14 protein-coding genes are annotated in these 12,767 nt (G+C 64.8%); 10 read left to right on the forward strand and 4 right to left on the reverse strand.

Features of this window, described 5'->3' with window-relative positions; all coding sequences use genetic code 11:
- Positions 1–20 precede the first annotated feature (20 nt).
- The gene (locus NQE15_RS01670) at positions 21–335 is read left to right on the forward strand and encodes a DUF485 domain-containing protein (RefSeq protein ID WP_265945942.1); all 315 of its coding nucleotides are present in this window, start codon (positions 21–23) and stop codon (positions 333–335) included.
- Positions 332–1,999, forward strand: coding sequence for a cation acetate symporter (locus NQE15_RS01675; protein WP_265945944.1), 1,668 nt, complete (start codon positions 332–334; stop codon positions 1,997–1,999). Before NQE15_RS01670 ends, NQE15_RS01675 begins: the two co-directional genes overlap by 4 nt.
- Before the next feature lie 99 nt (positions 2,000–2,098).
- Here NQE15_RS01675 and NQE15_RS01680 read toward each other — a convergent pair whose 3' ends face one another.
- Together NQE15_RS01680 and NQE15_RS01685 are read right to left on the reverse strand one after the other, a co-directional pair.
- Positions 2,099–2,521, reverse strand: coding sequence for a hypothetical protein (locus NQE15_RS01680; protein WP_265945946.1), 423 nt, complete (start codon positions 2,519–2,521; stop codon positions 2,099–2,101).
- Positions 2,522–2,558: 37 nt separating this feature from the next.
- Positions 2,559–2,759 carry a CopG family transcriptional regulator gene (locus NQE15_RS01685; protein ID WP_265945948.1) on the reverse strand — a complete coding sequence of 67 codons (201 nt, stop codon included), beginning with the start codon at positions 2,757–2,759 and terminating at the stop codon, positions 2,559–2,561.
- 434 nt (positions 2,760–3,193) lie between these two features.
- On the opposite strand from NQE15_RS01685, the gene hyfB reads away from it, so the two are divergent.
- The 8 genes from hyfB to NQE15_RS01725 are packed head-to-tail and all read left to right on the forward strand — an operon-like array spanning position 3,194 to position 11,587.
- Positions 3,194–5,203: a hydrogenase 4 subunit B gene (gene hyfB, locus NQE15_RS01690; protein WP_265945949.1), complete on the forward strand. Its 2,010-nt coding sequence runs from the start codon at positions 3,194–3,196 to the stop codon at positions 5,201–5,203.
- The gene (locus NQE15_RS01695; protein ID WP_265945951.1) at positions 5,200–6,147 is read left to right on the forward strand and encodes a respiratory chain complex I subunit 1 family protein; all 948 of its coding nucleotides are present in this window, start codon (positions 5,200–5,202) and stop codon (positions 6,145–6,147) included. The genes hyfB and NQE15_RS01695 overlap by 4 nt, the downstream gene beginning before the upstream one ends.
- A complete protein-coding gene (locus tag NQE15_RS01700) occupies positions 6,147–6,806 on the forward strand; it encodes a formate hydrogenlyase (RefSeq protein WP_265945953.1) in 660 nt (219 codons plus the stop codon). Before NQE15_RS01695 ends, NQE15_RS01700 begins: the two co-directional genes overlap by 1 nt.
- 4 nt (positions 6,807–6,810) lie before the next feature.
- Complete coding sequence (locus NQE15_RS01705; protein ID WP_265945955.1) at positions 6,811–8,268, forward strand: hydrogenase 4 subunit F; 1,458 nt, start codon at positions 6,811–6,813, stop codon at positions 8,266–8,268.
- Between the two features lie 3 nt (positions 8,269–8,271).
- Positions 8,272–9,810 carry an NADH-quinone oxidoreductase subunit C gene (locus tag NQE15_RS01710; RefSeq protein WP_265945957.1) on the forward strand — a complete coding sequence of 513 codons (1,539 nt, stop codon included), beginning with the start codon at positions 8,272–8,274 and terminating at the stop codon, positions 9,808–9,810.
- Positions 9,810–10,331, forward strand: a complete 522-nt coding sequence (locus NQE15_RS01715; RefSeq protein WP_265945959.1) for an NADH-quinone oxidoreductase subunit B family protein — start codon at positions 9,810–9,812, stop codon at positions 10,329–10,331. The genes NQE15_RS01710 and NQE15_RS01715 overlap by 1 nt, the downstream gene beginning before the upstream one ends.
- A gap of 8 nt (positions 10,332–10,339) precedes the next feature.
- Entirely contained in the window at positions 10,340–11,206 is an 867-nt protein-coding gene (locus tag NQE15_RS01720; RefSeq protein ID WP_265945961.1) for a spermidine synthase-like protein, read from the forward strand.
- 27 nt (positions 11,207–11,233) lie between these two features.
- Positions 11,234–11,587 carry a YkgJ family cysteine cluster protein gene (locus NQE15_RS01725; RefSeq protein ID WP_265945963.1) on the forward strand — a complete coding sequence of 118 codons (354 nt, stop codon included), beginning with the start codon at positions 11,234–11,236 and terminating at the stop codon, positions 11,585–11,587.
- 6 nt (positions 11,588–11,593) lie between these two features.
- On the opposite strand, the gene NQE15_RS01730 is transcribed toward NQE15_RS01725, so the two are convergent.
- The gene (locus NQE15_RS01730) at positions 11,594–11,884 is read right to left on the reverse strand and encodes a GIY-YIG nuclease family protein (RefSeq protein WP_265945965.1); all 291 of its coding nucleotides are present in this window, start codon (positions 11,882–11,884) and stop codon (positions 11,594–11,596) included.
- A gap of 6 nt (positions 11,885–11,890) precedes the next feature.
- Positions 11,891–12,766, reverse strand: a complete 876-nt coding sequence (locus NQE15_RS01735) for an alpha/beta fold hydrolase (RefSeq protein ID WP_265945967.1) — start codon at positions 12,764–12,766, stop codon at positions 11,891–11,893.
- Position 12,767 lies beyond the last annotated feature (1 nt).

Consider the following 12,767-nt stretch of genomic DNA (forward strand, 5'->3'; position numbering starts at 1 on the left):
ATGTAGTCTCTGGAGGAATCATGTCCCAACCCAATATCCAGGCAAGGATCCGGAGCAATCCGAAATTTGCCGAAATGGTCGGCAAGCGCACGCGCTTCGCCATCATCCTCTCCCTCGTCGTGCTGGTGCCGTACTACACCTTCATGATGATCACCGCCTTCAACCCGGCCTGGCTCGCCCAGCCGATCAGCGACGGCAACATCATCACCCTCGGCTGGCCGATCGGCGTCGTGCTGGTCGTCGGCTCCTGGCTGACCACCGGCATCTACATCAGTCGTGCCAATAGCGAGTTTGACTCGCTCAACGAGCAGATCCTCAAGGAGTCGGCCAAATGAAGCGCTCCCTGCTAGCCCTCGTCGCCGGCTGCCTCGTCGCCTTTGCCGCGATCGCCGCCCCGGGCGCCCTTGAAGGCGTCCAGAAACAGCCGATCAACGTCAGCGCCATCGCCATGTTCATGGTCTTCGTGCTGTGTACCCTCGGCATCACCTACTGGGCCTCGGCCCGCACCAAGTCGACCGCCGACTTCTACACTGCCGGCGGCGGCATTACCGGCTTCCAGAACGGCCTGGCCATCGCCGGCGACTACATGTCGGCAGCGACCCTGCTCGGCCTGACCTCGCTGGTCTATGCCAAGGGCTTCGATGGTTTCATCTACACCATCAGCTTCTTCGTCGGCTGGCCGATCATCCTGTTCCTGATGGCCGAACGGCTGCGCAATCTCGGCAAATTCACCTTCGCCGACATCGCCTCCTACCGCCTCGACCAGAACCGCATCCGCACTTTTGCCGCTTTCGGCTCGCTGACCGTGGTCTGCTTCTACCTGATCGTGCAGATGGTCGGTGCCGGCCAGCTGATCCAGCTGCTCTTCGGGCTGGAATACACCTACGCGGTGATCGCCGTCGGCCTGCTGATGATGGTCTATGTGACCTTCGGCGGCATGGTCGCGACGACCTGGGTGCAGATCATCAAGGCCTGCCTGCTGCTCGGCGGCGGCACGCTGCTCATGATCCTGGCGTTCGCCAAGTTCGGCTTCTCCTTCGACAACCTGTTCACCCAGGCCGTCGCTGCGCACAAGACCGGTATCAAGATCATGGCGCCGGGCTCGTTGATGGCTGATCCGATCTCCGCCGTCTCGCTGTCGCTGGCTCTGCTCTTCGGCACGGCCGGCCTGCCGCACATCATGATGCGCTTCTTCACCGTGCCCAACGCCAAGGAGGCCCGCAAGTCGGTGTTCTACGCGACCGGCTTCATCGGTTTCTTCTTCCTGGTGGTGATCATCCTCGGCGTCTCGGCCATCGTCATCGTCGGCCAGGATCCGCAGTTCTTCGAGGGTGGCGTCGTCGGCGGCAAGCTGATCGGCGGCGGCAACATGCCGGTCATGCACCTCGCCAAGGCAGTCGGCGGCGATATCTTCCTCGGCTTCCTGTCGGCCGTCGCCTTCGCCACCATCCTCGCCGTGGTTTCGGGTCTGGCCCTGGCCGGCGCTTCCGCGATCGCCCATGACCTCTATGCCCGGGTGATCAAGAAGAACACGGCGACCAGCGAACAGGAAATGCGCGTCACCAAGATCGCCTCAGTCGGTATCGGCATCGTCGCCATCCTGCTCGGCCTGCTCTTCCGGGACCAGAACATCGCCTTCCTGGTTGCGCTGACCTTCGGCGTCGCCGCCTCGGTCAATTTCCCCATCCTGATCCTGTCGATGTACTGGAAGGGCCTGACGACGCGTGGCGCACTGTGGGGCGGCATCGCCGGCCTGGTTTCCGCCGTCGGCCTGGTCATCCTGTCGCCGGCCGTCTGGGTCAAGGTGCTGGGCAACGCCCAGGCCATCTTCCCCTACGACCACCCGGCAATCATCTCGATGACCGCCGCCTTCCTGGTTACCTGGCTCGGTTCGGTCACCGACAAGAGCGCCCGTGCCGTCAAGGAGGCCGAGGCCTTCGAGGAGCAGTACATCCGCGCCCAGACCGGGCTGGGGGCTGCCGCCGCTTCGGCGCACTGATCACTCTGCGGGAGAGACTTCGGAGAACAGCAAAGCCGTCGTCTCTATCCTTTCGGGGCCTTCGGGCCCCCTTTTTTTGCTCTGGGACGAACGCGGTGCTCAGCCTCTGGTCGCCGCCTTCCGTCCGCCAAGGCGCAGATCGCCCTCGCCGAATTCGAGCACCATGCTGGCAATCGAGGGAAACCATGGCTCGGGCGCATAGCCTGCCAGGGGCGGCGGGGCGAGTTTTCCGGGGTCGCCGCCGCAGGTCAGGACGGGGACTGACTGGCGATGGCAGGCGGCTTGCACGGTCTCATAGACTTTTTGCTGCGCCGCCGTCGGGGCACTGGAGTCTACTGCGAGGGCGACCAGGGGCTCGGCATGGGTCGAGATTTCCTGGTTCAGTACCTTCAAGGCCTTGTCCGGCGATTGCCCGACGATCCGGAAGATCGCGACCGATCTCGCCGCGCCGGCATGACTGATTTCATCCCCGGCATCGCCCATCTCGTGGCGGCGCAGGGTAACCCGGGCGATCAATTGCATCGGCATGTCCTGGAAGTGGAAGGGGAAGCCACGGGGATCACTTGTCGTCACCGCGCGGGTTGCCGGCTGTCAGCCATTCGGGCAACTCGCGGCCCCCGGCGTTGGTGACGGTGTACTGGTGCACCAGTTTTCGGACGACCTGCGAGGGCGTCAGATCCTGCTCGACGCAGATTTCCTCAAAGAGCCGCTTCTTCTCGGGATCGATCAGAATGGTCAGGCGGGCAGTACGGCTTTCCATCACCAGTCCTTGTGCTGCATGTTAATCAAATGGTAATTGCAATATAAGTTGAATTTAATATAATTCTAACGAAAGAAGAATTCAATGATTTTTTCATGGGTTGGGTCCGGCCGGGGGCTTTTCGTTTGAACCGCCGGACCGGCTTTGCCACAGGGGGGACGGATGTCGCTGTCGGAAAATCTGACGGGTTCTGCCAACGCGGGGCGCTGCCGGACTGCGCTATTTGTCGTTTCGCCACTCCCGGACAGGGTTCTGAGGCATATCATGGGCGAAGAGAAAAAGTCCCATCCTGCAGTGAGCCGTCGGCTCTCGCGTGAACTGCCGCTGGTGCTTGATAGCGACCCGAGTTTTCAAAAAATTGGGGAAAACCGTTTTCGCCCTGGGGGGACGTTGATGGCATGGCCTGAAAAACGTGGTGGGTGCCGGGACTGGTCATGCTGACCTGGCTGGCCATCGACTGGGTGCTGTTCGCGGTCGTCGCCTGGCTGGCGATCGGCCTGGCCGGGGTGCTGGCCCTGCGCCAGTTCGCCTTCGTCGCGCGCGTGCTCTTTCCGCTCGGCGGCATGACCTGCCTGCTGGTCGCCTATGCCGGCCTGCAAGGCGTCGGCGGCACGCCCGAGGTCGCCATCCTGCCGATCGGCCTGCCGCAACTGCCCTTCCACCTGCGTTTCGACAGCCTGGCCGCATTCTTTCTGCTGATCATCGGCGCCGTCGGGGCCGGCATCTCGGTATTCGCCGCCGGCTATTTCCGCAAGGGTGAGGGCACGCCACCCGGCCTGCTTTGCCTCGAATACCACCTGTTCCTGGCCAGCATGGTGCTCGTCGTACTGGCCGACGATGCCTACGCCTTCATGGTCGCCTGGGAAACCATGGCGCTCAGCTCCTTCTTCCTGGTCACGGCCAATCACAAGGTTCCGGAGATCCGCCAGGCCGGCTTCCTCTACCTGCTGATCGCCCACATCGGGGCGATCGCGATCCTGCTTTGTTTCGGCGTACTGCAGGCCAATACCGGCGATTACACCTTCGCCAACATGCGCGCCCAGTCGCTCGATCCCTTCTGGGCCTCGGCCGCCTTCCTGCTCGCCGTCCTCGGCTTCGGCGCCAAGGCCGGCATGCTGCCGCTCCACATCTGGTTGCCGGAAGCGCACCCGGCGGCACCGTCGCCGGTCTCGGCGCTGATGAGCGGGGTGATGCTGAAGACCGCCATCTACGGACTGCTCCGGGTTTCGTTCGATCTGCTCCACCTGCAGCTCTGGTGGTGGGGCGCCACCCTGCTTGCCCTCGGCCTGGCGACGGCCCTCTTCGGCGTCGTTTTCGCCACGGTGCAGAGCGACATGAAGCGCCTGCTCGCCTACTCGTCGATCGAAAATATCGGGCTGCTGCTGGCCGGCATCGGCCTGGCCCTGATTTTCAAGGCTTACGGCATGGGCAGCCTGGCGGCGCTGGCGCTGACCGCCGCGCTCTACCACGTCGCCAGCCATGCCTTCTTCAAGAGCCTGCTGTTTCTCGGTACCGGCTCGGTGCTGCATGCCACCGGCGAGCGCAACCTCGGGCGCCTCGGCGGCCTGATCCGCTACATGCCCTGGGTAACCTGGCTGGTGCTGGTCGGGGTCTTCGCCAGTTCCGGCCTGCCGCCGTTCTCCGGCTTCGTTGCGGAATGGCTGCTGCTGCAGAGTTTTCTGTTTACCCCCGGCTTGCCCGATCCCTTCCTCAACATGTTCATTCCCATCGTTGCCGCGGCCATCGCCCTGATTGCCGCGCTCGCCGGTTATGCCATGGTGAAGTTCTTCGGCGTCGTATTCCTCGGCCAGCCGCGGGAGGACAAGCTCAGGGAGGCGCATGACGCCGGTCTCTGGGAAAAGATCGGGATGCTCTGGCTGGCCGTCTGGTGTGTCGCGCTCGGCTTGCTGCCGAACCTGCTGCTGCATCTGATCAACCCGGTTACCATGGCCCTGGTCGGCTTCGGGCTCGGTCAGCAGGCCAGTGAAACCGGCTGGCTGCTGTTGGCGCCGAGTTCCGTCGAGCGGGCCAGTTTTGCGCCGCTGCTCTTCCTGCTTGGCATTGCCGGCGGTTGCCTGCTGGCTTTCGGGCTGGTACGTAAGCTCTACCACGGTCGCCTGCGTCGGACCCCGGCCTGGGATTGCGGCTATCAATGGCAGACGGCACGCATGCAGGATACGGCCGAGGGTTTCGGTCAGCCGATACGGCAGATTTTCGAGCCTTTCTTCCGGCTCGATCGCCACTTGCCGAGCGCCTTCGATCGCCTGCCCTTCTACAAGGTCATTGTCAGCGATCACTTCTGGCCCTGGTTGTATCTGCCGATCGCCCGTCTCATCGAGCGGCTGGCTAGCCAGGTCGGGCGCCTGCAGCAGGGCAGGATTTCGATCTACCTGCTCTACAGCTTCCTGACGCTGCTCTTCATGCTCTTCCTGGTGCAACGATGACACTCTCGGGCCTGCTCTCGCAAACGCTGGCCATCCTGGCCGCCCTCGTCCTGGCGCCGCTGTTGATGGGCTGGGTCAATCAGTGGCGTGCCTGGTTGCAGAACAAGTCGGGTCCGGGACTGCTGCAGCCCTATCGCATGCTGCACAAGCTCTTCCACAAGGAGTCGGTGCTCGCCGAGCATGCTTCCTCGCTGTTCCGGGTCGCGCCGTACATCGTCTTCGGCTGCATGGTGCTCGCCTGCGCCATCATCCCGACCCTGTCGATCGAACTGCCGCTCGCCACGGCGGCTGACGCCATCGCCCTGGTCGGCCTCTTCGCGGTGGCCCGGGTCTTCATCTCGTTGGCGGCGATGGATATCGGCACCGCCTTCGGTAGCCTGGGGGCGCGGCGCGAGATGCTGATCGGCTTCCTGGCCGAGCCCGCCCTGCTCACCGTGCTGTTCACCGCCTCGCTGATCAGCCAGTCGACGGCCCTGCCGAGCATCGTCGAAAATCTGGCCCACCGGGAATTCGCGATCTATCCTAGCCTGGCCTTCGCCGGCATCGCCTTCACCTTCGTATCCTTCGCCGAAAACGCCCGGGTGCCGGTGGACAATCCGGCCACCCACCTCGAGCTGACGATGATTCACGAGGCGCTGATCCTCGAATATTCGGGACGCCATCTGGCGCTGCTCGAATGGGCCGCCGCCCTGAAGCTCTTCGCCTATTCCTGCATGGGCCTGGCCTTGTTTTTCCCGTGGGGGATCGCCGAGGCGGCGAATCCGTTGGCAATGATCCTGGCACTCCCGGTCCTTGTCCTCAAGCTGGCGATCGGCGGCTGCCTGCTGGCCTTGATCGAAGCGCTGTCGGCCAAGATGCGCATCTTCCGCGTCCCCGAATTCCTCGCCACGGCCTTCCTGCTGGCCGTGATCGGCATGCTGGTCCACTTCCTGCTGGGGGTCTGATGAACACGCTGGTCGCCCAACTGATCAATCTGTTCGCTGCCAGCATCCTGATGCTGGCCTTCGCCATGCTCTCGCAGCGCCGGATACTGACCCTGATCCACCTGTTCACCCTGCAAGGGCTGGCCGTGGTCGGGGCGACGACGGTGGTCGCCTACGTCACCCATCAGCCGCATCTCTACTACTCGGCCGGCCTGACCCTGGCCCTCAAGGTCTTCCTGATTCCCTACCTGCTGCACCGGCTAATCGCTCGCCTGAACGTGCGCTGGGACATCGAAACCCTGTTCAACATCCCGACCCTGATGATCGTCGGCATCGTCCTCGTCGTCTTCGCCTTCAACGTCTCGCTGCCGATCGCCCGCTTTTCGGAAACCGTCTCGCGCGGCACCCTCGGCATCGCGCTGGCCTGCGTCCTGCTCTCCTTCCTGATGATGATCACCCGGGCCAAGGCCGTGCCGCAGGTGATCGGCTTCCTGGCCATGGAAAACGCGCTGTTCTTCGCGGCGACGTCGGCGACCTACGGCATGCCGATGGTCGTCGAGTTGGGCATCGCCCTCGACGTGCTGGTCGGCATCCTGATTCTCGGCGTCTTCATGTTCCAGATCAGGGAACAGTTCGACAGTCTGGACATCAGCCACCTCGAAAAACTCAAGGAAGACTGAACCCATGGATGCGCTTCCCTTCGTTTTCGGCATCCCGCTCGCCGGTGGCCTGGTCCTGGCCTTCGTCGGGCATCGCGACTACGCCCGCGACGTCAATGTGCTGTTCAGCCTGGGCAGCTTCATCGCCGCCATCATCCTGACCATGGACGTCATCGCCCAGGGTTCGCTGTTCGCCCTCGACAAGCAGTTCTTCATCGATCCGCTGAATGTCTTCCTGGTCACCCTGACCGCCTTCGTCGGGCTGACCACGGCCATTTTCTCGCGTCCCTACATGCGCGTCGAGCAGGATCACGGCAAGATGACGCCGGGCCGCATGCGGCTCTATCACAGCATGTACCAGTTCTTCGCCTTCACCATGCTGCTCGCCCTGACCACCAACAACCTGGGCATCCTCTGGGTGGCCATGGAAGCGGCGACCCTGACCACCGTGCTGCTTGTCTCGGTCTACCGCACCCCAGCCAGCCTGGAAGCCGCCTGGAAATACTTCATCCTGTGCGGCGTCGGCATCGCCCAGGCCCTGTTCGGCACCATACTGCTCTACATGGCGGCCGATCGCGTGATTCCCGACGGCGTCGATGCCCTGCTGTGGACGAACCTCGATGCCGTCAAGACCCAGCTCAATCCGGCCATCATCTCGCTGGCCTTCGTTTTCCTGCTCCTCGGCTACGGTACCAAGGTCGGCCTGGTGCCGGTCCATAACTGGCTGCCCGACGCCCATGCCGAAGGCCCGACACCGATCTCGGCGGTGCTCTCCGGCCTGCTGCTCAATGTCGCGCTCTATGCCGTGCTGCGCTGCAAGGTGCTGACCGACGGCGCGCTGCATAGCCCCTTCGCCGGCAACCTGATGATCGGTTTCGGCCTGCTCTCAGTCGTCGCCGCGGCCTTCTTCCTGTCCCGCCAGAAGGACGTCAAGCGCATGTTCGCCTACTCCTCGATCGAGCACATGGGGCTGATGACCTTCGCCTTCGGGATGGGCGGCCCGATCGCCAATTTCGCCGGCCTGCTGCACATGACCGTGCATTCGCTGATCAAGTCGGCGATCTTCTTCGCAGTCGGCCACGCTACTCAAAAAGCCGGGACGCAGATCATGGACGACATCCGCGGCCTGCTGAAGGTCAGCCCGACCGTTGGCTGGGGGCTGATGCTCGGTTCGCTGGCCATCCTCGGCATGCCGCCGTTCGGCGTTTTCGCCAGCGAATTCCTGATCCTGACCACGGCCATGCGCGATCAGCCGTGGGCCACGCCCTTCCTGCTTCTCGCGCTCGGGGTGGCCTTCGCCGCCGTCTTCAGCCGCGTCCAGCCGATGGTTTTCGGCGCCACCGAACTGAAGCCGCTGGCCCACCCGCCGGCCTTGATCCCGGTCTTCCTGCACCTCGGGCTCGGCTTGATGCTTGGCTTGTACATTCCGCCTTACCTCAATGCCTGGTACCAACAGGCCGCCCGCCTGATCGGAGGAGGTTGAGTCATGCAATTTGCCGAACTGTTCAGCGATCTGCAACGCCTGCCCACGCCGCTGCCGATCTGGCGCGGCCAGTGCGCCGCCGACGACTGGCTGGCGGCGGCGCGCACTGTCGTCGAAGCCGGCGGCCGTCTGGTCAGCCTGTGGGGCAGTGACCGCCACGGCCAGTACGTGGTCTCGGCCGCCTATGCCACAGGCGAGGGCATGCTCTGGCTTGACCTGCCTCTGGCCGGTGCGCAATCGCGCTTTCCCGACCTCACCGGTCTGTTTCCCTGTGCCGGGCGGATGCAACGGGCGGTCGCCGACCTGCTCGGCGTCGTCAGCGATGCCGAAGAACCCGGCCGTCCCTGGCTCAACCATGGGGCCTGGGCGGACGACTATTTTCCGCTGCGCCACACGGCGAGCGGCGAGGAAAGCTTTGCCGAGCTGGCGGCCGGCGACTATCCCTTCGTCCGGGTCGAGGGCGAGGGCGTGCATGAAATTGCTGTCGGCCCGGTCCATGCCGGGATCATCGAGCCCGGGCATTTCCGTTTTTCCGTGGTTGGCGAGAAGGTGCTGCGTCTGGAAGAGCGTCTCGGCTACAAGCACAAGGGCATCGACAAGCGTTTCGAGAAATTTGCCGCCGGCGAGGGACATCGTCTGGCCGGCCGGGTATCCGGCGATTCGACGGTGGCCTTTGCCTGGGCCTATTGCATGGCGCTGGAGTCGATCCGCGGCACCGAACCGCCGCCGCGTGCCGCCTGGCTGCGCGCCCTGATGCTGGAGCGCGAGCGGGTGGCCAATCACCTCGGCGACCTCGGCGCCCTCGGCAATGACGCCGCCTTCGCCTTTGGCCTCGCCCAGTTCATGCGGCTCAAGGAGGACTGGCTGCGACTGAACAAGAGCCTGTTCGGCCATCGCTTCATGATGGATTGCATCGTGCCTGGGGGCGTCGCCGTCGATCTCGAGGCTTCCGGCATTGGGTCCATCCTCGCCCAGTGCAACGCCATCGAGAAGGAAGTCAAAACCCTGCGCGCCATCTATGAGAACCATGCCGGGCTGCAGGACCGTTTCATCACCACCGGCCGCGTCACGCCGCAACTGGCGGCACAACTCGGGCTAGCCGGCATGGCCGGGCGGGCGAGCGGCATGGCGATCGACCTGCGCGCCGGCTTCCCGATGGCGCCCTATGGCGACCTGGAAGTCCGCATGGCCAGCCATCGCAATGGCGATGTTGCCGCCCGCGTCACCGTGCGTTTCGAGGAAGTCCTTGAGTCCCTGCGCCTGATCCGCGGCTTTGTCGTCCAGTTGCCGCCGGGCGAAGTCACGGTGGCGCTTGCCGAGTCCGCTGGCGCCGGCCGCGGGGCCGGCTGGATCGAGGGCTGGCGGGGCGAGGTCTTCGTCGCCCTGGAAACCGAGGGCGACCAGATTCGCCGCTGCCATTGCCACGACCCGTCGTGGCAGAACTGGCCGGTGCTCGAACACGCGGTGATGGGGAATATCGTTCCTGATTTCCCGCTGATCAACAAATCCTTCAACCTCAGTTATTCGGGGCACGATCGCTGATGCTGAAAATCCTTTATCAGATTGCCCGCAACGGCATTTGCACGGAAGCGCCCCCGGTGCCGGCGCTCGATCACGACAGCCGGGTGCCGAGCCGCCTGCAGCAGGAAATACTCGACGTCCTCGGCCGGGCACTGGCCATCCGCCAGGTCGATGCCGGCTCGTGCAATGGCTGCGAGCTGGAAATCCATGCCCTGAACAACCCCTATTACAACCTTGAAGGGCTGGGCATCAAGTTCGTGGCCAGTCCCCGGCACGCCGACTTGTTGCTGGTCACCGGTCCGGTTTCCCGCCACATGGCGGTTGCCCTGAAGCGGACCTACGATGCCACGCCGGAACCCAAGCTGGTCGTCGCCGTCGGCGATTGCGCCTGCACCGGCGGCATCTTCGGGGCCAGCTACGCCACCCTGGGCAGCGTTGCCGAGGTGATCCCGGTCGATTTGACGGTGTCCGGTTGCCCGCCCGAGCCGATCGAGATCATGCGCGGCATCCTCAGCGTGCTGCGCGCCGCCCACCCCCGATAGCCAGTCCCATGGAAGCTTCTACCTGTACCCCCTTCATCGAGCTGCCCAGCCCGTTCGCGGTCGATTGCGGCGTCGTCAAAATGCTCGAGCCGGGCGACGCCGATCGCCAGGCCCTGCTCGATCAGGTCATTCATGGCGTCTACGACAAGCCCTTCGTCATCGACGATGGCTATGCGCGGACCCTCTACTTCTCGCTGCACTACGCGCAGAGCGCGATGCGCCTGAAGCGGCCTTTCGATCTCGAACTGCTCTACACTCGGAAAATGATGAGTTTCCTGCTCTTCATGGAGCAGCCGCCGGACAACATCCTGATGCTCGGCCTGGGCGGCGGCTCGCTCGCCAAGTACTGCTACCGGCGGCTGCCGGCGGCACAGATCCGGGTCGTCGAGGTTAATCCCCATGTCCTGGCCTTCCGCGAACAGTTCAGCATTCCGGCGGACGACGAACGTTTCCGGGTGATCCTCGGCGATGCCGCGGCCTATGTGGCCAACTGTCCGGAGCGGCCGGCGGTGATCATGATGGATGCCTTCGATCGCCACGGCTTTCCCGATTCGGTAAGCCGCCGCGACTTCTACGCCGACGTGTGCGGAGCGCTGGCCGAAAATGGCCTGATGGTGGCCAACCTGGCCGGCGAAGAAGAGCAGCGGCTGGCCCATCTCGAGATGATCCGCACGGTGTTCGGTCCGAACACCCTGGTCCTGCCCGTCTCCAACGACGGCAACCACATCGTTTTCGCCTTTCGCGATCCCGCCTATGTGCCCTGCTGGTCCACCATCGAACAGCGGGCCGTCGCGCTGGGCAAGGAAGGCAACCTCGATTTCGTCAGGTATGCGCAAAAGCTGGCCAAGGCCCAGGCGCGCGCTGCTGCCGCCTGACGCTTGGCATCACGGAAAGCGGCCGACATGAGTGAGAATAGCCAAAAGGTGCGCTTTTTCCGCCGGCAGATTCCGAGTTTCGTTTGCGAACCGGGCTGCCACGACTGCTGTGGCCCGGTCACCGCCTCCAGCGAGGAAATGGCCCGTTTGCCGGTGCGCAGCGCCGCGGTACACGCCGCCGCGCTGGCCGACTGGAGCTGCCCGCACCTTGGCCCCGCCGGCTGTCAGGTGTACGCCGAACGGCCGCTGGTTTGCCGCCTCTTTGGTACCACGCCGCGCCTGGCTTGTCCGCGGGGCAAACACCCGGAGATGATGATCGACGCCGAGGTCGAGCAGGCGATCTACCAGTACTTCGCCGAGGCGCCGCACCGGCTGGTTTGAGCGAGATCAGCCGGCCGGCGTCGTCGCCAATTCGCCCGCTGCCAGCTGTGCCGCCAAGGCCCGTTTTTGTGCCGGGCTGAGCTGCTTGACCCGGTATTCCGCCTTCGAGGCCGCCGAACGGTCGGCATATGCCTCGCAGGCCAGCAGCCGCAGGGGCGGGTGCGAGCGCGTGTAGCGGGCGCCGCTGCCGTTGAGGTGGGCGGCGTAGCGGGCGGCGACATCCACCGCGATGCCGGTGTAGATGCTGCCGTCGGTGCACTCGATCAGATAGAGAAACCAGGGTTTGCCGCCGCTCATTGGCTTTCAGGCGCGCCCGGCGGCGGCACAGATGGCGTCGGCGATCACGGCGCTGAGGGCGACCGGGAAATCGTGGCCCATGCCGGCGATCAGGCGCAGTTCGGCGCCCGCGATGTGGCGGGCGACATCCTCGCCGCAGGCGGCCGGGATCAACTGGTCGGCGGCGCCGTGCACGACGACGGTGGGCGCCGTGATGGTTTGCAGCAGCGGGCGGCGGTCGCCGCTGGCGATGATCGCCGCGAGCTGGCGGCCGACGCCGCGCGGATCGAAATTGCGGTCGTATTCGGTGGCGAACATCCGGCGCAGGCGTTCACGTTCGGTGGGGTAGGCCGGGCTTTCCAGCGTCGCGTAACGCGCCATGCTGTCGGCGACGATGCTTTCCCGGTCGCGCTGGCGGGGCAGGGGGGCGAACAGCGCCGTGGCGGCAGCCGGTGTCGAGGACGGCAGGGCCGGGTTGCCGCTGCTCGACATGATGCTGGTCAGCGACCGCACGCGCGCCGGATAGCGCGCGGCGGCGATCTGGGCGATGGCGCCGCCCATCGAGGCGCCGACCACGTGGGCGCGTTCGATGTCGAGCGCGTCGAGCAGGCCGATGCTGTCGGCGGCCATGTCGTCCAGCGTGTAGGGCACGGCGACCGGCTCGCCGCGCTGCAGGGCGCGCAGGTTGGGGACCGGGGTATCGTCGAAGTGGCTGGACAGGCCGCTGTCGCGGTTGTCGAAGCGGATCACCCGGTAGCCGCGGGCGACCAGCAGCTCGCAGAGCTCAAGGTTCCAGCGCGTCATCTGGCCGCCCAGGCCCATGATCAGCAGGATGGCCGGGGCGCGCTCGGGGCCGAAACTTTCGTATTCGAGGCGGATGCCGTTGGCGCGAACGGAAGCCATG

Origin of the sequence: Dechloromonas sp. A34, from assembly GCF_026261605.1 — a bacterium.
In the GTDB taxonomy this organism is placed as follows: Bacteria; Pseudomonadota; Gammaproteobacteria; order Burkholderiales; family Rhodocyclaceae; genus Azonexus.